Below are 17623 nucleotides of genomic sequence, written 5' to 3' on the forward strand. Positions count from 1 at the left end.
GGGCGCAGTCCGATCCGGAAGGGTCGCGCTGCCGGATTGCTTCGCTTCCGATCGCAGTGACGGCGGAAGCCAGACCAACCGTCGGGTCGGTCTCTGATCCGGAATAGGGAAATCCCGAGCAGGCAATGAGCGCAACGACCACCAACGACCGACTGGTGCGCATGGCCAACCAGATCGCCCTGTTCTTCCGGTCCTATCCGGAAGACGAGGCGGTGGCGGGCATCCACAACCACATCGTGGCGTTCTGGACACCGAAGATGCGCCGCGACCTCGAAGGCTATGCCGACGAGGCCGGTGAGCGCCTCGACGCCCTGGTGCACAAGGCGCTCGAAGGCGAGCCGACGACGGACAGCCCCGTGCGTCCGGCCACCCGCAACCCGCAGCTCGCGGGCGAGGGTGCCAGCGACGCGGGTTAGACCCCGTCACTGCGCGGCTTGAGCAGCCTCCCGCAATCGGCCTACCACGGCGGGAGCCCGCCCTCCCCGCGGGCGTCGGGGCGGCACTCACGTGATCGACAAGCTCGAATTCCTTCTGGCACTCGCCCGCGAGCAGCATTTCGGGCGCGCGGCGGAAGCCTGCGGCGTCACCCAGCAGACGCTCTCGGCGGGGGTGAAGAGCCTCGAGGACCGCTTCGGCGTGCGGCTCGTCCAGCGGGGCTCGCGCTTCCAGGGCTTCACGCCCGAGGGCGACCGGGTGCTGGCCTGGGGCCGGCGCATCGTCGGCGACGCCCGGGCGATGCAGGACGACGTGGCCGCGCTCCGACGCGGCCTGTCGGGACATCTGCGCATCGCCGCCGTGCCGACCGCGCTGCCGATGGTGGCCGCGCTGACCACGCCCTATCGGGCGCGCTACCCGAATGTGCGCTTCAGCGTCATCTCCACCACCTCGGAGGAGATCTTCTCGCTGATCGACAATCTCGAGGCCGATGCGGGGCTGACCTATCTCGACAACGAGCCGCTCGGCCGCGTCATCGCCGTGCCGCTCTACACCGAGCACTACCAGCTGCTCACCGCGGCGGGCGGCCCCTACGACGACCGGGCCAGCGTCACCTGGGCCGAGCTCGCCAAGATCCCGCTCTGCCTGCTGACGCCGAACATGCAGAACCGGCGCATCATCGACCAGCAGCTCCGCGCCGCCGGCGGCGAACCGGCGCCGACGCTGGAATCGAATTCCATGGTCGTGCTGATGACCCATGTGCGCACGCTGCAATGGGCGAGCGTGATGCCGGCGATCCTCGCCGACGCGCTGGGGCCGACCGAGGGCCTGCGGGCGATCCCGATCGTCGAGCCCGACCTGCGCCACGCCATCGGCCTCGTCGCTCCGCGCCGCGATCCGGCCACACCGATGGTTACCGCCCTCGTCAACGTCGCCCGCACCGTGGCCCGTACCCTCGACGCGGACGATCCGGTCCCGGCCGTGCTGCAGGCCTCCGGCACGCCCTGAGCCTGGGCCCCGCGGTTCGTTCCTTCGGCGGGCACCGGTACGGCGCCTCTCTCCCGGCAGCAATCAGGTGCTGGGCCGCTGAAGAACGGCGCATTGCGTCAGCGCGCCGGGCTCCTTGCGCATGAAGGCACAGGTCACGCGGGCGCCGTCGACGTCGACGGTGCTGTGGCGCTTGGCCTGCGCGCCCTCGCGGGCCTGCCGGGCAGCCTCCCGCAGCCGGTCCGGCGCGATCCCCGTCACGGCATGCCCTGCCTTCACGAACAGCGCGTCGTATTCCGGCGGCACGGTCTCGCCCTTGTACTGCGCGCCAACGGAGGATTGGTCCCCGGCGCAGGAGAGCGTCAGCGAGGTCTGCGGGCCGGCATCGAACCGGGCGAAATCGGCGTTTCGCTCGGCGACTTCGGCCCCGGTGGCGGCCCGTACCCGCTCGATCAGGTCGGAGCAGGAGGATTCCGCCAGGGCCGGCGAGGCGGCGAGGACGAGGAGAAGGGCGAGGGCGGTGCGCATCGCGCGATGGTAGGACGAAGCGGCAAGGCTCGTCTGCGGGAGCGGACTGAGGCGTAGCGCCGCTCCGGACGCGCCGGCCGCGTTCAGGGATGTCAGGTTTACGGGTGCCAGATTCACGGGTGCCAGATTCACGGGTGCCAGATTCACGGGTGCCAGGGCTCGGCGGCCACGTCTGCCTCCTCCGTCGCATCCTGTCCGTCGAGCTGGGCCTGGATCGCCCGCAGCGCCTCCTGCACGCCCTGCCCCGAGGCCGCCGAGAGCACGAGCGGCTTCCCCCCCGCCGCCCGCTTGAGCCGGGCCAGCTGCTGCTTGAGCGTGTCGGCGTCGAGCGCGTCCGCCTTCGACAGCGCCACGATCTCGGGCTTCTCGGCGAGGCCGCCGCCATAGGCTTCGAGCTCGCGCCGCACCAGCTTGTAGGCCTTGCCGGCGTGCTCGCTCGTGCCCTCCACGAGGTGCAGCAGCACCCGGCAGCGCTCGACATGGGCGAGGAAGCGGTCGCCGAGACCGACACCCTCGTGCGCGCCCTCGATCAGGCCGGGAATGTCGGCGAGCACGAACTCGCGGGCATCCGAGCGCACCACGCCGAGGCCTGGATGGAGCGTGGTGAAGGGATAGTCGGCGATCTTCGGCTTGGCGGCGGTGACGGTGGCGAGGAAGGTCGACTTGCCGGCGTTCGGCAGGCCGACGAGGCCGGCATCGGCGATGAGCTTGAGGCGCAGGATCAGCCACATTTCCTGGCCTTCCTGGCCGGGATTGGCGTGGCGCGGAGCGCGGTTCGTCGAGGTGGTGAAGTAGGCGTTGCCGAAGCCGCCATTGCCGCCCTTGGCCAGCCGCACCCGCTGTCCGACCTCCGTCATGTCGGCGATCAGCCTCTCGCCGTCCTCGGCGAAGACCTGCGTGCCGGCGGGCACCTGGAGCACCGCGTCGTCGCCCTTGGCGCCGTGGCAGTTCGAGCCCATGCCGTGCTCGCCCTTCCTCGCCTTGAAGTGCTGCCGGTAGCGGTAATCGATCAGGGTGTTGAGGCCCTGCACGCACTCGATCCAGACATCGCCGCCCCGTCCGCCGTCGCCGCCGTTCGGGCCGCCGAACTCGATGAACTTTTCCCGCCGGAACGAGACGCAGCCGGGACCGCCGTCGCCGGAGCGGACGTAGACCTTGGCTTCGTCGAGGAATTTCACGGTGCTTCTCTCAGGTACGGGACACGGATGGTGCGGGTCGTCGAGGGGCGATGATCCCGATCATCGCCCCTCGCCCGCGCGGACGGTGCGGACGGTGCGGACGGTGCGGACGGCGGTCGTCCGCCGGGCGCAGGCGGACTGACCATCGGTCGGGCCGTCTGCACCATTGGTTCAACTCCCCGTGCGACGGCACTGGCCGTCGAGGTTGAGGTACTGGATGCTGCGCAGGCCCGCCTCGAACCACCCGCCGGCATCCGGCTGGCGGCCGTTGGCGCCGCCATCGCCGTAGAGGTTGATCTGGATCGCGCCGTCCGGCGAGCGCAGGGTCGGTGCCTCGCCCGATCGATCGTAGGTCCAGGTCGGGCGCTCGTCGAACAGCGTCTGCGAACCGTCCGCTTCCCGCTGGAACAATTGCCCGTAGGCGGTGCCACCGCCCGCAGGGGCGGCGAAGTAGAACCCGACCTTCGGCGTGCGGCCCGCGAAATTGTAGAACTCGCAGTAGAGCCGGGTTTCTCCTTGAGGCTGCGGAGCGGGCGCCGCCGCCGCTTCGATCGGCGGCGGCGGCACGTCGCGGGTGATCGCGAAGATCAGGCTGCCGAGGGCGATCGCGGTGAGGCCGGCCCCGAGGCCGGCGACCGTTCGCGTCCTCATAGCGAGGGCCCCCCCGCCACGGTCCCGCGCCGGTCGAGCCACGCCGCCCGGTCGAGCCGGTAGGTGTAGCTCGGCACGGCGCCGCCCCGCGCCTCGAAGACCGGCGCCGATTCGCCGGTGCGGTGGAATCCGCACTTCTCCAGTACGCGCTGCGAGCCGCGGTTCCCGGTCATCGCGGCCGAGACGAGCGCCCCCCCGCCGGCATAGGCGAAATGGGCATCCACCAGCGCCTCGGCCGCCTCGGTCATCAGCCCCTCGCCCCAGAACGGGCGTCCGAGCCAGTAGCCGAGATGCGGCTCCGTCTCGTCGGGCCGGTCCTCGACCGAGACGACACCGATCAGGTTCGCGGGCGCCGCCCGCCGGCAGACCGCCATGATCAGCCCGTCGCCCGCGGTGTTCGCCGCGCGCGCCCGGATCACGAAGCCCTCGGCCTCGTGCAGCGGAAGCGGCGTCGTGAGCCGCGCGGTCCTCTCGGCGACCGCCGGATCGCCGGCGAGCCGCGAGACCGCCTCGGCGTCGCGGGCGGTGGGCCAGCGCAGCCAGAGCCGTCGCGTCTCGATGCGGAAGACGTCGTCGCGGGTGAGATCGGGGAACATCGTGAGCCGGTCATGTGAGGGCGCGCGCGGCGCCGTCCGGGACGACGAAGGGGGAGGATGGTGTCCCATCCTCCCCCGTGTTCCGATCCGCTCGAAGCTTCGCCTGAAGCCTTAGCGACTCGTCCGCCGGTTCGGTGTGGGACACCGGCGGGACGCTCGCTTCGTCGTCAGCGACAAGCGTCCGCCGTTACTCCGCGGCCTGGGCCAGCGGTACGACGGTGACGAATGCGCGTCCGCGGCGGGTCTCGAACTGCACGTTGCCGGGGACGAGGGCGAACAGGGTGTGGTCCTTGCCCATGCCGACATTGGTGCCGGGATGCCACTTCGTGCCGCGCTGGCGCACGATGATGTTGCCCGGAATGACGGCCTCCGAGCCGAACTTCTTGACGCCGAGGCGCCGGCCGGCGGAGTCGCGGCCGTTGCGGGACGAGCCGCCTGCTTTTTTATGTGCCATGGGATTGCTCCGGAATTCTGCTTAGATCTGCGTTCGGACGGGCGGCCGATTACTCGGCGGCGGCCGGGGCGGACTCGGCGGCCGGCTCGGCCTTCCGGGTCTTGCGCGGCTCGGCCTTCGAGGACTTGCCGCCGGCGCTGATCTCGGTGATGCGCACGACCGTGAAGTCCTGACGGTGACCGCGGCGGCGGCGCGAGTTCTGGCGGCGGCGCTTCTTGAAGGCGATGACCTTCCGCGTGCGGCCGTGCTGGACGATCTCGCCGGTGACGCCGACGCCCGACAGGAGCGGGGTGCCGATCTGGGTGGCATCGCCGTCGGTGAACAGCAGCACGTCGCCGAAGGTCACGGCGGCGCCGGCCTCGCCCTCGAGGGTGGCCACGGTGATGACGTCGTTGGCGGCAACGCGATACTGCTTGCCGCCGGTCTTGATGACTGCGAACATCGTTGTCTCTCGTGTTCTCTGCCGGCCTCCGGCACCGCGAGGGGCCTGGACCGTCTTCTTGTTCAGGTCATCCGCGCGGGTCGGGGTCGATCGCTTCGACTTGGCCGTGTGCACGCGAACGCGAAACGCGCGGACTTCGTCGAGGAAGCCGCGCGGTGCCGGCCGGATAGTCGGGCGCAGGGGTTCTGTCAAGAAGGCTGGCCGCTGCGCAGGCCGGCAGGCCAGTGGCTGGCCTACCGCTTCGTCAGCCCGCCCAGCACGTTCCTGAGTATCGCGTCGCCGACCTCCGTGCCGACCTTGCGCGCCATCGAGCGGGCGGCGTTGCCGATGACCTGCTCGGCCAGGCTTGGCGGCGGGCGGCGGGAGCGGCCCTTGCCTTTCGGGGCGGCCTCCCCACCGCCTCCGAGAAGGCCGCCGAGCCACCCGCCGAGCATGCCCGAGAGGCCGCCCTCGCTCTGGCTTGCCGCTTCGGCCGGGGCGGAATCGAGGTGCTTGCGCTTGGCCAGCATCTCGTAGGCGCTCTCGTTGTCGACCGCCTCGTCATATTTCCTGCGCAGCGGGCTCTGCTGGATGAGCTCGGCCCGTTCCGCCGGCGTCAGCGGCCCGACCCGGCCCTGCGGCGGGGCGATCAGCGCCCGCTCGACGATGGAGGGCGTGCCCTTGGCCTCCAGGAAACTCACCAGCGCCTCGCCGACGGCGAGTTCGGTGATGGCGGAGGCCACGTCGAAGCCGGGATTCTGGCGGAAGGTCTCGGCGGCGGCGCGCACGGCGCGCTGGTCGCGGGGAGTGAAGGCCCGGAGCGCGTGCTGCACCCGGTTGCCGAGCTGGCCGAGCACCGTCTCCGGCACGTCGAGCGGGTTCTGCGTCACGAAATAGACGCCGACGCCCTTCGAGCGGATCAGGCGCACCACCTGCTCGACCGCGTCGAGCAGCGCCTTCGGCGCATCGTTGAACAGCAGGTGCGCCTCGTCGAAGAAGAACACGAGCTTGGGCTTGTCGAGGTCGCCGACCTCGGGAAGCTGCTCGAACAGCTCGGAGAGCATCCACAGCAGGAACGAGGCGTAGAGGCGCGGCCGCTGCATCAACCGGTCGGCGGCCAGGATGTTGACGAAGCCCCTGCCCTCCCGGTCGGTGCGCATGAAGTCTTCGAGGTTGAGCGCCGGCTCGCCGAGGAACTTGTCGGCGCCCTGGTTCTCCAGCACCAGCAGCGCCCGCTGGATCGCGCCGATCGAGGCGCCCGAGACGTTGCCGTACGTGGCCGACAGCTCCTTGGCGTTCTCCGACAGGAAGGTGAGCAGCGCGCGCAGGTCCTTCAGATCGATCAGCGGCCACTGATTCTCGTCGGCGACCCGGAAGGCGATGTTGAGCACGCCCTCCTGCGTATCGTTGAGTTCGAGCAGCCGGGCGAGCAGCAGCGGGCCCATCTCGGTGACGGTGCAGCGGATCGGGTGGCCCTGCTCGCCGAACACGTCCCAGAACACGGTCGGGAAGCGGTCGGGCTCGTAAGCGATCCCGAGTTCCTCGGCGCGCTTGACGAAATGCGGCTTCGCCTCGCCCGCGGCGGCCAAGCCGGACAGGTCGCCCTTGATGTCGGCGGCGAAAACCGGGACGCCCGCATTGGAGAATCCCTCGGCCAGCACCTGCAGCGTCACGGTCTTGCCCGTGCCGGTGGCGCCCGCCACGAGGCCGTGGCGGTTGGCCAGCCGCAGGGTCAGCACCTCTGGCTTGCGCTGCGGGCCCGTGCTCCGGCCGACCAGAATCGTTCCCTCGCCCGCCATCTCGCCGCCCTCGCCCGAACCGTGACCGTTGCGGACGACAGGGTATGGCGCCCCGCGCGCCCGATCCAGGGGGGCGGGACAGCGGCAACCCTTGATTTCGCCGCCGCCGCGTCGGACAGACGAAAAATCCGCCAGAGAGGAAGCGATTCATGGAAGAGCTGATTGCCCGCGTCACCAACCGCACGGGCCTCGACGCCGCGACCGCCAAGACCGCGATCGGGCACATCCTCGCCTTCCTCCAGAAGGAGGGGCCGGCCACCGAGGTCAGCCAGCTGATGGCCGCGCTTCCCGGCTCCGAGGCGGCGCTCGCCGAGGCGAATGCGTCGGAGGGCGGCGGCGGACTGATGGGCATGCTCGGCGGCATGATGGGCGGCGGCGTGATGGCGCTCGGCCAGAAGCTGATCTCGGCCGGCGTGCCGATGAACCAGATGCAGCCGCTTGGCCATGAATTGTTCGCCTACGGTCGCGAGAAGGCCGGCGAGGACGTGATGGGCCCGATCGTCGGCTCGATCCCGGGGCTGAACCAGTTCGTCTGAGACGGCAGGGTCATCCGGTAAACCGTTGGGATCGTTAGCCGGTTTTCATTCGCCGGCTAGCAGGGGAACTTCGCGCGAAGCCCGGCAACGGCTTCGCGCAAGTCGCTGTCAAAGCAAGAAGATTTCCGTCATAAAAGCGTGCGGCCTTCGTGATGTTGTCGCCGCGCAAGAGGACGCATCGCGCGGCCTCCGCCACGACGGAATCGCGCCGCCCATGCTGCCGAATTTTTCCCCGCGCGAGGCCACGGCGGCGTGGAAGGCCGGCTGGGAGACCAAGGTCCAGGCGCCCTTCGCCCGCTTCCGCCAGACCTTCGAGGGCGGCGACCTCGCGCTCCCCGGCGCGGCGCCGATCCTTCTGAAGACCCGGGCCAAGCGCCTGCTGCTGGAGCCGGGCCTCGATCCCAGCCTGGGCCGGATCGGCCCGCTCGAAGTGCGGCTGGCCACCACCAAATCCGAGATCCGGCGGGCGCAGCGCCTGCGCTTCCGCGTGTTCTACGAGGAGATGTCGGCGGTGCCGACCGGCATGGCGGCGCTCAAGCGCCGGGATGTCGATGCCTACGACGCGATCTGTGATCATCTCCTGGTGATCGACCACGCCGCGACCGAGGCGAAGCCCTTCCGCAAGGCCCGGCCGAAGGTGGTCGGCACCTACCGGCTGCTGCGCCAGGACCGGGCGGAGGCGCATTTCGGCTTCTACTCCTCGGGCGAGTACGACCTCGCGCCCCTTCTCGAGCGCCATCCGGGCAAGCGCTTCCTCGAACTCGGGCGCTCCTGCGTCCTCAAGCCCTACCGCACCAAGCGCACCGTCGAACTGCTGTGGCACGGCATCTGGACCTACGTGCTGCACCACCGCATCGACGCGATGCTCGGCTGCGCCAGCCTGGAGGGCACCGATCCGGATCGCCTGGCGCTCCCCCTGAGCTTCCTCCACCACCATGCCCGCGCTCCCGAGGCGTGGCGGGCCCGTGCCCTGCCGGAGCGCTACGTCGCGATGGACCGGCTGGCGAAGGAGGCGGTCGATCCGAAGGCGGCGCTGATGGCGCTGCCGCCCCTGGTGAAGGGATATCTCCGGGTCGGCGCGACCTTCGGCGACGGGGCGGTGGTGGATCGCCAGTTCGGCACCACCGACGTGCTCGTGGTGCTGCCGGTCTCGGCGATCTCGGCGCGCTACATCGGCCATTTCGGCGCGGGTGCGGATCGGCACGCCGCCTGAGCGCGGCGGGTTGCCGGGGCGGCCCGGCCCTGCTGAGGCGGGCGTCCCCCCACCCTGACGCCGCGTCCGAGGGTCATGCCCGCCGTCTCCGCTCCCCTTTCCGATCGCGACCGCCTCGGCGCGATGGCCGCCGCGATCGCCTGCGTGGCGGTGGTGGGCACGGGGCTCGGCCTGTCGATCCCGCTCCTGTCGCTGGAAATGGAGCGGATGGGCGCGTCGAGCGTGGTCATCGGCCTCAACACCGCCGTGGCCGGGCTCGCGGCGATTCTCACGGTGCCGTTCGTGCCGCGGCTCGCCGCGCGGATCGGCGTGGTGCGCCTGCTGATCCTGGCGATCATCCTCGGCGGCCTGTGCCTCACCGCCTTCAAGCTGATGCCCCACCTCGTCCTGTGGTTTCCCCTGCGCTTCGTCTTCTCGACGACGATGGGCGTGCTCTTCGTCCTCTCCGAGTACTGGATCAACGACGCGGCGCCCCCCGAGCGGCGCGGTCTGGTGATGGGTGTCTACGCGACGGTGCTGGCCATCGGCTTCGCCATCGGGCCGACCCTGCTGACGCTGCTCGGCACCGAGGGACTCGCGCCCTATCTCGCCGGCTCGGCCCTGTTCTTCCTCGGCCTCACGCCGCTGGTGCTGGCCCGCAACCTCTCGCCCGCGCTCGGGCACGACGAGGGGGGCGGGATCGTCACCTATCTGCGCCTCGCGCCGCTCGCGGTGCTGGCCGCCGCCCTCTACGGCGCGGTGGAGGCGGGCGCCTTTGCCATCCTGCCGCTCTACGGCCTGCGCATCGGCCTCGACGCGCAGACCGCCGCCGCCCTTGTGAGCGCGGTGGCGCTCGGCAACGTGGTGTTCCAGATCCCCGTCGGTCTCCTCGCCGACCGGGTCGACCGGCGCCTCGTCCTGCTCGGCGGCAGCCTCGCGGGGGCGCTCGGAGCGGCGCTGATCCCGGCGGCCTCCGCCTCCCTGCCGGGGCTCACCGCCCTGCTCTTCGCCTGGGGCGGGATCGTCGGCACGCTCTACACGGTCGGCCTCGCCCATCTCGGCGCCAGCCTGCGCGGGCCTGATCTGGCGGGCGCCAACGCCGCCTTCGTGATGCTCTACAATGCCGGGTTGATGCTCGGGCCGCCGCTGATCGGCGGCGGCATGGACCTGCACCCGCCGCAGGGCTTCGCCGTCGCCATGAGCCTGCTGTTCGGGCTCTACGCGGTGCCGGTGGTTCGCAGCCTCGCGCGGGAGCGGGCGGCCTGACGCTCAGAGACGGACCGATGCGACGGGGCACGGAACGCCGCCCCGGCGGCCCTCGTTATCCTGTCGAAGCTGCACCGTTGCCCGTCCTCCCGACGCGAAGGAGCCCGAACATGAGCCTCATCGGACGCATCGTCACCAAGATCCTCGGCACCGACGACCGCGTCGTCGCCCGAGACGAGCGCAACGCCGAATCGAGCTCCCCGATCGGCCGCCTCGTCACGAAGATCCTGCGCAAGTAGTCTCGCCGCCAGGCGCAGACCCGAGGGCCGGTCGCTCGAAGGGGCGGCACGGCCCTTTTTGCTGCCGGTCACCGGCCGCGCCCGCTCGGGTGGCCTTTTCCTGATGAGGCCGTTATGCCCGGGCCTCCCTTCCTCTCTCGAATCCTTACACGCGAAGGTACAGGTTCCTGCCGCGGTTCACCTGACCGGACCGCGCGACCCGATCTGCGATCATGTCCCCATTGCACCACGTTGCCCCGGCCGCCGAATCCCTCTCGGCCGAATCCGAGGCGAGCCGAGGCTTGCCGAGCTACATCGTCGGACAGGACGGGCAGGGCCGCTGGATCGCCCTGGAAAGTCACGGTCTCGGCGGCGGCTATTTCCGCAGCCGCGAAGCGGCGTTCCAGTACGCGGTCGCCGAGACCGGCCGCCGCGCGGGCGCGGTTCGCCTCAGCGTCGAGCCGCTGCGCATCGCGCTCTAGGATCGCCCGGTGACGTGGGCGAGGCGGCGGGTCAGCGTCCCGCCACCGCCTCGCGCACCACGCTCTTGACCAGCGGCGCGGCCGGCACGCTCGGCTGCCAGAACTGGCCGGTGCGGCCGGCCTCGTAGCCGTACTGGTAGAGGCTGCGCATGTAGGCGGTGTCGAAGCCGCGGGCGGTCGTGGTCTGCGGCGCGCTCTCGTCGATGTAGGTCAGGTTGAAGCCCATCCCGTTGCGCCGGGCGAACACGTCGGTGGCCACCAGCGTCGCCCGGGAGCGGGCGCGGCTCGCGGTGGTGAAGGACTTCTCGACGATCGACAGAGTGTTGTTCTTCGTCACGTCGAATTCGGGCTCCAGCCGCCCGTTGATGACGACGTAGATGTCGGCCTTGCCCGCGTTGCGGAAGCGCCCGTCGCGCACGAGGAAGCTCTGCGGCAGGGTGAAGACCGGCGTCACCACCGAGCCGTCCACATGCATCTCCTGGAAGGCGCGGCCCTCGGCCTGAACGTCGAGGAGCTGGGGCGGGAAAACCGCCGGGATGCTGGCCGAGGCGGTGAGCACGTCGGTGAACAGCGAGACCGCGTTCGGCGCGCCGCTGGCGGCGATGGCGCCCATGTTCCAGATCACAGCGCGCTGCGTGTCGAGGTTCGTCGTCACCACGAGCAGGCGGCGTCCCTTGGCATGCTCCTCGGCGATGGCCTGGAGCAGGTCGGGCGTCACGTAACGGGCGATCAGGTTGCGCAGCCGACCGTCGCCGAACAGGCCGGACCCGAACAGCACGTTGGCGAGGCTCGGGCTCTGCACCAGCGATTCGGCGATGCCGCTGGTGTAGATGTCGGTGAGGTAGGGGTCGTAGGCCGGTCCGAGGAAGGCGAAGGGCGCGATCAGGGCGCCGGTCGAGACGCCGGAGACGATGGTGAAGTCCGGCCGCTTGCCCGAGGCGGTCCAACCGTTGAGCACGCCCGCGCCGTAGGCGCCGTCACCGCCGCCGCCCGACAGCGCCAGATAGCTGAAGGCCTGACGCTTCTTCTGCGGGCCGGCGGCCATCGCCACGAAATCGACGGCGCTGGCATCGGCATAGGCGCGCACCCCGACCATGCCGGGCACGGTCGCGGCCTCCGCCTCCTCCTTGGTGTAGTTCGTCCGCGGCAACGAGGAACAGGCCGCGGCCTGTCCGGCAACCGCCGCGGCGAGCAGCAGACGCGACCAGCGCAAACCCTTTGGCATCGACATGACCTGAACAAGCCCGAAGGAAGTGGGGCCAGCCTATACCAAACGAGCTTGGCCGTATTGCGTTCCCGCACATGGCAACTGTGCTCAGGCGCGGGTTGAGGCCGCGCTGCAACAACGCTCGCGGCAGGCGGGCGGCCGAAGCGGACCGTGCGGTCAGCCTGAGCACCTGGGCCTGCGCGGGGCTTGCACGGGCCCCGCGGGATCGGTGGGGCGCCGCCGGAAGCCCGGCACGGCGCCATGTCGTATCTCTCGGATTTGTCATATGTTTGAGCGGTGTCCGCAGGTTAGGATCCCAGGAATGTCCGGAGCCGAGCACGAGACCGCCATGCTATCCTGCGTCCGCGTCCTGGGCGGGAGGCGCCCGTGCTGAGCGGATCGGCGATCCTGCGGGTTGTCGTTCTGATTCTGGCGGCGGCGGGTTTGGCCTGGTTCGTCCAATCGTTCTGGCTTCACGGCCCCGAGCAGCGAGGCGCTGCGCCAGCGGCCACGACGGTGACGTCTGGCCCGCCGGCGGGACGTCCCGTCCCGACGGCTCCCCCCGAGCCGGTGCGGGTGGTCGGGTCGGCCGAATCGGCGCGGGAACCGGCAAGGGAGGCGGCCCGTCCGCCCGTCGAGACCCCGGCTCCCCCACCTCCCCTGGTCCCGCGGGCCGATCCCGGACCGCCGACCGAGCCGGCACCGCCTCCCGTGGTGCGGGCAGCGCCGTCCCCGCCGCCGGATCCGGTGGCCGAGGCCGAGGAGAATGCCCCGCCCGCCGCGGTCGCCCTGATCGATCTCAACACCGCCTCGCTTGCCGAGCTGAACGGGTTGAAGGGCGGCGGCGCCATCGGCCGGACGATCATCCAGCACCGGCCCTACGCCTCCGTCGATCAACTCCTCAGCAAGCGCGTCCTCAACCGCGCCACCTACCAGCGCATCAAGGACCAGGTGACGGTGCAGTAGCGGCCACCGGGCCGATGGCGCGAAGACGCACCGGAGGCATCGAACATCGGCGGGACAGCCTCCGTTCGGGAGACAAGCGGGCGTGAGCGAAACCGCTGGACCGTCCTCCGCTGCCCGCGCCGTGCATCCGACCCTGGTACAGCGCGCGTCGAGGCCCTAAACAGGACCGACGTTCTCTCAAGCGAAGGCCGAGGCCGCTCCATGCACACGACATCCGGCGCACCGATCCTCCGCCAGGATCTGGGCGTCGAGGAGACGACGGAATCCGACAACATCGTCCGCTGGGACGGTGAGCGGCTCTATGTCGAGCAGGACATCTACCACAACGGCCAGCTCGTCCACCGCAAGTACCGGCGCACCATCACCGAGCCGGTCGCCCGCGCCCTGCAGGCGATCCTCAAGCGCTCGCAGCAATGAGGGCAGCGGCGCTCGCGCTGCTCGCGGCTCTGGCCGCTCCGCTCTCCCTCGCCGCCTCACCCGCGGCGGCGCAGGTACGGGTGACCTTCGTCGCGCCCGAGCGCTACACCGATGCCCAGAACCGCTTCGGTTCGGGCCTGTCGCTACGGGTGGTGCTGGCCGAGATGCGCCGCCTGTTCGAGACGCTCGGCAATCCCGTGCTGGCACCGGACCAGACGCTGGACATCGCGGTGCTCGACATCGACCTCGCCGGGCTCGACCAGCCGAGCTTCGGAGCGGCCCAGGGCGTGCGTGTGGTGACCGACATCACCCCGCCCCGCTTCCGCCTGCGCTACGCGCTCAAGGAGCGCGGCCGCACGGTGCAGGCAGCGGAAGAGACCGTGACCGACATCAACTTCCTGCTCCGGGCCACCCGCCTCTCTTCGGGGCAGACCTTCTTCTACGAGCGCGAGGTGCTGCGGGACTGGTTCCAGGCGCGCTTCGTGCAGCGGCGCCCTCCGCCGGGCTGATCGACGGCTTCCGTCACACGGTCGACGCCCGAGCCTGTCATGTCCGCGCCGTCACGGGCCGGAAACGGGCGGGTCTCGGAGCCACATGCGGATCGTCCTCGTCGCCAACCCCGCGTCGGGCGCCTTCGCCGGCGGCGTGACGCCGGACGCGGTCCGCGCGCGGCTGAGGGCGGCGGGGCTCGACCTCCTCCCCGAGCCGGACGAGACCCTGCCCCTGCCCGAGCGCCTGCGGGCCGCCCTACACACCGAGGGTGTCGCGGCCGTGGCGGTGGCGGGCGGGGACGGCACGCTCAATTGCGCGGCCGGCCTGCTGGCGGGAAGCGGCGTCGCCCTCGCCATCCTGCCCCTCGGCACCATGAACCTGCTGGCGAAGGATCTCGGCATCCCGCTCGCCCTCGACGCGGCGGTCGCGGTGCTCGCGGCAGGGCATCGCCGCGCCATTGATCTCGGCAGCGTCAACGGGCACGTCTTTCTCATCAACTCGGTGCTCGGCATGCCCGCCCGCATGGTCCGCCACCGCGAGGCCTTTCGCGGGCGGCGCCTCGGCCTCGTGGCGCTCCTGCGGCTCGCTGCGGCGAGCCTGCGCCATCTCGGCCCCTATCCGCGGCTCTCGACGGTGCTCTCGCAGGACGGGCGGCGGACGCGGCTGCGCCTCCGCCTGCTTGCGGTGGTCAACAACGACTACGCCGAGGGCCCCCGACGGATTCTGGAACGGAGCCAGGTCGATGGCGGCGAGTTGACGCTCTACATCGCCCGCCGCCTCTCGCCGTGGCGCGTCGTCCGTCTGGCGCTCGGATTCGGGCTCGGCCGCTGGCGGCGGCTGCCGGGCCTGGAGCGTCGCCGTGCGACCCGCTTCGCCGTCTCCGCCCGGAGGCGGGCCCTGCGGGTGATGAACGATGGAGAGGTCCGCTTGATCGCCCCGCCCCTGCGCTACCGCCTGATGCCCCGCGCATTGACCGTGATCGTCCCTGAGGCGGCCAAGGATCTGTCCAAGGAGCTGGCAGAGTGAGACGGATCGCCCACATCTCCGACCTGCATTTCGGCCGCACCGACACCGCGGTGGTCGAGGGGCTCGCCGCCGAGCTGAACCGCGATCCGCCGGACCTGATCGTCGCCTCCGGCGACTTCACCATGCGGGCGCGGCGCAAGGAATACGCCGAGGCGCGCGCCTTTCTTGACGGGCTCGTCGCGCCCTGGATCGCGGTGCCGGGCAACCACGACATCGCCTATTTCAAGCTCTTCACCCGCTTCTTCCATCCCTTCGGCCGCTACCGCCGCTTCATCGCGCGGGACACCGAGCCGACCTTCCTCGACGACGAGATCGCGGTGGTCTGCCTCAACACGGTGCGGACCTGGGCGCCGGAGACCGACTGGTCGCAGGGCAAGATCACCCGGGCGCAGATCGCCCGCACCGAGGAGCGGCTGGCGGCGCTGCCGGGCCACGTGTTCCGAATCGTGGTCGGCCACCACCCGTTCATGCCGCCGCCCTGGGACGCGGAGGCCCGCCTCGTCGGGCGCGCCGACGAGGCCCTCGACGCCTTCCGCCGCCACGGCGTCGGGCTGACGCTGGCCGGCCATCTCCACCGCCACTACGCCCGCTTCGCCGAGGCGCCGGAGACCGGTATCGAGCCCGACAGGGTCGCGGTCGACCGCGGCCGGGCGCAGGCCGGCGGCGCCCGGCTGCTCGCGGTGCAGGCGGGCTCGGCCACCTCGACGCGGCTGCGCGGCAACGAGCCCAACGCCTACAACCGCATCGTCATCGAGGACGGGCGGGCGACGGTTACCGTCCGGATCTGGACCGGTGAGGCCTTCGAGGACGCGCGGGAGGAGGATCACCGGCCCGCTGCCGCCGAGGAGCAGACTGGCGAGCGGGAGGCGGCCGGACGCTGACGGTCCGACTATCCGTGTTCGAGACCGGGTGGCGAGACCAAGAGCCGTACCCGGCCCGATCACGTCAGGTCGGCATTTCCTGGCCCCTGTTGCGACCCGCAGTCCTTCGTCGGCCCGGCGTCACTTCCCTCTGACAGCGGCCTGGGGCGCCGCTTCCCGACGCCCGCCGCCGCCCGCGAGGCTGACGGCGAAGGCCACCGCGAGGTTGAGCGCCAGCGCCACCACGCCGATGTTGAGATCCTGCACAGGCCCTGGCAGGCCGGGGGCCAGCTTGGCGAGGGTGTAGCCGCCCACCACCGTCACCGCCACCGCGGCCACGCCGGCCAGGATGCCGGCCATCGCGCCCGCACGGGTGAGCGGGTTGCGGGGCAGGAGGCTGAAGAAGAAGGCGGGGAAGAGCTGCGTGACGACGGCGTAGCCGATCAGCAGCAGTTGCACGATGGTCTCGCCGCCGTAGAGGGTGAAGCCGACGCAGGCGAGCGCCAGCAGGGGCGCGATCCCCTTGGCGAGCCGGCCCGTGGTCGCATCGGTCGCGTTGCGCGCCAGCGGCCGGTAGAGGTTCTGCGCGATGAGCGTCGAACCGGCGATCAGGATCATCGAGCCCGGCACCAGGGCGGTCAGCACGCCGGTGGCGCCGATGATGCCGACGAACCACGGCGGGAAGGTCTGGAGCGCGATCTTGAACAGGGAGAGATCGACGTCCGGCCCCGTCAGCCCCGGCACCTGCAGCACCGCGGCGAAGCCCGCGAAGAACACGAACAGCAGCATGAGCTGGTAGAGCGGCAGGAACACCGCGTTGCGCCGGAAGGTGCGCGCATCGCTCGCGGTGTAGATCGAGGCGAAGATGTGCGGGAACATCCAGCCGCCGAGCGCCGTCAGCAGCGTGGTCGAGGCGAACCACGTCGCGCTCTGGCCGCGGTCCGGCAGGGCGAGGAAGCCGGGCTTGGCCCCATCGATCGCGGTGAACATCGCGCCGATGCCGCCGTAGTAGTGATACGGCAGATAGATGCCGAGGAAGATCACCACGAACAGGATCATGAAATCCTTGAGCACGGCGGTCCAGGCCGACCCGCGCACGCCCGACACCATGACGTAGACGGTGAGCACCGCCGCGCCGATCCAGATCGCCAGCGTCGGCGAGATCGCCCCGTAGGAGGCGGTGGCGACGATGATGCCGAGCCCCTTCAACTGCAGCACCATGTAGGGGACCAGCGCCACGATCCCGACGAGCGCCACGAGGATGCCGAGGCTCTTGCTGTCGTAGCGCGCGGCGAAATAGTCGGGCTGCGAGAACAGGTTGCGCTCCTTGGCGAAGCGCCAGGCCGGCGGCAGGATCCAGTACGAGATGACGTAGATCAGCGTCAGGTAGCAGAGGATGTAGTAGGTCGGCCCGCCCTTGCCGTAGGCCCAGCCCGAGCCGCCGAGGAAGGTGAAGGTGGTGTAGATCTCACCCGCCATCAGCAGGAAGACGAGCAGCGTGCCGAAGCCGCGCTTGCCCACGCTCCACTGCTCCATGTCCATGTCGTGGCCCGACCGCGCCCGCAGGCCGAGGCCGAGCGCCACCACGACGGCGAGCGCGATGATCGGCAGCGCGGCGTTCATGGCTCCTCTCCCGGGCCCCGGTTGGCGGGATCGGTGAGGTAGATCAGCGCCATGATGGCCGAGGTCGCGACCGTGCAGCCGACGAGCCACGCCAGCAGCAGCGGCATGCCGAGCACCAGCGGCTCGACCCGGTTGAGGAAGAACGGCCCGGCCAGCATCCCGAGGGCGGGCAGGGCCGCGAGCCACGGAATCAGCTTCATCGCCGGCCTCTCCCCGGCGATGCCTCAGGATGACAGCCTCGTGGTCCGGTCATGCAATCCCCGTCGTTTCGGCGGGGACCATGAGGCAG

At 70.8% G+C, this 17623-nt stretch carries 20 protein-coding genes and 3 pseudogenes; 13 read left to right on the forward strand and 10 right to left on the reverse strand.

Annotated features, from left to right (window positions below; translation table 11 throughout):
• Positions 1-125: 125 nt before the first annotated feature.
• Complete coding sequence (locus MPPM_RS23975) at positions 126-416, forward strand: formate dehydrogenase subunit delta (protein WP_096487213.1); 291 nt, start codon at positions 126-128, stop codon at positions 414-416.
• A gap of 91 nt (positions 417-507) precedes the next feature.
• A complete protein-coding gene (locus MPPM_RS23980; protein WP_096487214.1) occupies positions 508-1443 on the forward strand; it encodes a LysR family transcriptional regulator in 936 nt (311 codons plus the stop codon).
• 63 nt (positions 1444-1506) lie between these two features.
• Here MPPM_RS23980 and MPPM_RS23985 read toward each other — a convergent pair whose 3' ends face one another.
• A complete protein-coding gene (locus MPPM_RS23985) occupies positions 1507-1950 on the reverse strand; it encodes a hypothetical protein (RefSeq protein ID WP_096487215.1) in 444 nt (147 codons plus the stop codon).
• 46 nt (positions 1951-1996) lie between these two features.
• On the opposite strand from MPPM_RS23985, the pseudogene MPPM_RS29400 reads away from it, so the two are divergent.
• A pseudogene (locus MPPM_RS29400) lies at positions 1997-2071 on the forward strand (hypothetical protein); the annotation flags it as partial.
• 22 nt (positions 2072-2093) lie between these two features.
• On the opposite strand, the gene obgE reads toward MPPM_RS29400, so the two are convergent.
• The 6 genes and pseudogenes from obgE to MPPM_RS24020 all read right to left on the reverse strand — a co-directional run bounded on the left by obgE (position 2094) and on the right by MPPM_RS24020 (position 7049).
• On the reverse strand, positions 2094-3128 hold the full coding sequence (gene obgE / locus MPPM_RS23995) for a GTPase ObgE (RefSeq protein ID WP_096487216.1): 1035 nt from the start codon (positions 3126-3128) through the stop codon (positions 2094-2096).
• A 171-nt stretch (positions 3129-3299) separates the two neighbouring features.
• Complete coding sequence (locus MPPM_RS24000; RefSeq protein WP_096487217.1) at positions 3300-3779, reverse strand: hypothetical protein; 480 nt, start codon at positions 3777-3779, stop codon at positions 3300-3302.
• Entirely contained in the window at positions 3776-4375 is a 600-nt protein-coding gene (locus tag MPPM_RS24005) for a GNAT family N-acetyltransferase (protein WP_096487218.1), read from the reverse strand. The genes MPPM_RS24000 and MPPM_RS24005 overlap by 4 nt, the downstream gene beginning before the upstream one ends.
• Before the next feature lie 187 nt (positions 4376-4562).
• Positions 4563-4829 (reverse strand): 50S ribosomal protein L27, encoded by a 267-nt coding sequence (rpmA, locus tag MPPM_RS24010; protein ID WP_017483720.1) that lies wholly within the window; start codon positions 4827-4829, stop codon positions 4563-4565.
• A gap of 133 nt (positions 4830-4962) precedes the next feature.
• Positions 4963-5271: pseudogene (gene rplU / locus MPPM_RS24015) on the reverse strand (50S ribosomal protein L21); the annotation flags it as partial.
• Between the two features lie 233 nt (positions 5272-5504).
• A complete protein-coding gene (locus MPPM_RS24020; protein WP_096487219.1) occupies positions 5505-7049 on the reverse strand; it encodes a helicase HerA-like domain-containing protein in 1545 nt (514 codons plus the stop codon).
• Between the two features lie 131 nt (positions 7050-7180).
• Here MPPM_RS24020 and MPPM_RS24025 point away from each other — a divergent pair.
• The 5 genes and pseudogenes from MPPM_RS24025 to MPPM_RS24045 form a co-directional block, all read left to right on the forward strand.
• A pseudogene (locus tag MPPM_RS24025) lies at positions 7181-7585 on the forward strand (DUF2267 domain-containing protein); the annotation flags it as partial.
• Between the two features lie 214 nt (positions 7586-7799).
• Positions 7800-8798, forward strand: coding sequence for a l-ornithine N(alpha)-acyltransferase (gene olsB, locus MPPM_RS24030; protein WP_096487220.1), 999 nt, complete (start codon positions 7800-7802; stop codon positions 8796-8798).
• Between the two features lie 75 nt (positions 8799-8873).
• Positions 8874-10043 (forward strand): MFS transporter, encoded by a 1170-nt coding sequence (locus tag MPPM_RS24035; RefSeq protein WP_096487221.1) that lies wholly within the window; start codon positions 8874-8876, stop codon positions 10041-10043.
• Positions 10044-10153: 110 nt separating this feature from the next.
• Positions 10154-10282, forward strand: coding sequence for a TFIIS helical bundle-like domain containing protein (locus MPPM_RS24040; RefSeq protein ID WP_096487222.1), 129 nt, complete (start codon positions 10154-10156; stop codon positions 10280-10282).
• A gap of 212 nt (positions 10283-10494) precedes the next feature.
• On the forward strand, positions 10495-10743 hold the full coding sequence (locus MPPM_RS24045; protein ID WP_096487223.1) for a hypothetical protein: 249 nt from the start codon (positions 10495-10497) through the stop codon (positions 10741-10743).
• A gap of 31 nt (positions 10744-10774) precedes the next feature.
• Here the strand turns inward: MPPM_RS24045 and MPPM_RS24050 are convergent, their stop codons facing one another.
• Entirely contained in the window at positions 10775-11968 is a 1194-nt protein-coding gene (locus MPPM_RS24050; protein ID WP_096488007.1) for a patatin-like phospholipase family protein, read from the reverse strand.
• Between the two features lie 369 nt (positions 11969-12337).
• Here MPPM_RS24050 and MPPM_RS24055 point away from each other — a divergent pair, with 369 nt between their 5' ends.
• From MPPM_RS24055 to MPPM_RS24075, 5 genes are all read left to right on the forward strand, one after another.
• Positions 12338-12916, forward strand: coding sequence for a ComEA family DNA-binding protein (locus tag MPPM_RS24055; protein WP_096487224.1), 579 nt, complete (start codon positions 12338-12340; stop codon positions 12914-12916).
• Between the two features lie 201 nt (positions 12917-13117).
• The gene (locus tag MPPM_RS24060) at positions 13118-13333 is read left to right on the forward strand and encodes a hypothetical protein (protein ID WP_096487225.1); all 216 of its coding nucleotides are present in this window, start codon (positions 13118-13120) and stop codon (positions 13331-13333) included.
• The gene (locus MPPM_RS24065; RefSeq protein ID WP_096487226.1) at positions 13330-13842 is read left to right on the forward strand and encodes a DUF3016 domain-containing protein; all 513 of its coding nucleotides are present in this window, start codon (positions 13330-13332) and stop codon (positions 13840-13842) included. Before MPPM_RS24060 ends, MPPM_RS24065 begins: the two co-directional genes overlap by 4 nt.
• Before the next feature lie 85 nt (positions 13843-13927).
• The gene (locus MPPM_RS24070; protein WP_096487227.1) at positions 13928-14851 is read left to right on the forward strand and encodes a diacylglycerol/lipid kinase family protein; all 924 of its coding nucleotides are present in this window, start codon (positions 13928-13930) and stop codon (positions 14849-14851) included.
• A complete protein-coding gene (locus tag MPPM_RS24075; RefSeq protein WP_096487228.1) occupies positions 14848-15732 on the forward strand; it encodes a metallophosphoesterase family protein in 885 nt (294 codons plus the stop codon). Before MPPM_RS24070 ends, MPPM_RS24075 begins: the two co-directional genes overlap by 4 nt.
• Positions 15733-15852: 120 nt before the next feature.
• Here MPPM_RS24075 and MPPM_RS24080 read toward each other — a convergent pair whose 3' ends face one another.
• A complete protein-coding gene (locus tag MPPM_RS24080) occupies positions 15853-17334 on the reverse strand; it encodes a sodium:solute symporter family protein (RefSeq protein ID WP_096487229.1) in 1482 nt (493 codons plus the stop codon).
• Positions 17331-17534 carry a DUF3311 domain-containing protein gene (locus MPPM_RS24085; protein ID WP_096487230.1) on the reverse strand — a complete coding sequence of 68 codons (204 nt, stop codon included), beginning with the start codon at positions 17532-17534 and terminating at the stop codon, positions 17331-17333. The genes MPPM_RS24080 and MPPM_RS24085 overlap by 4 nt, the downstream gene beginning before the upstream one ends.
• Between the last annotated feature and the right edge of the window lie 89 nt (positions 17535-17623).

The organism is Methylorubrum populi (genome assembly GCF_002355515.1).
In the GTDB taxonomy this organism is placed as follows: domain Bacteria; phylum Pseudomonadota; class Alphaproteobacteria; order Rhizobiales; family Beijerinckiaceae; genus Methylobacterium; species Methylobacterium populi_A.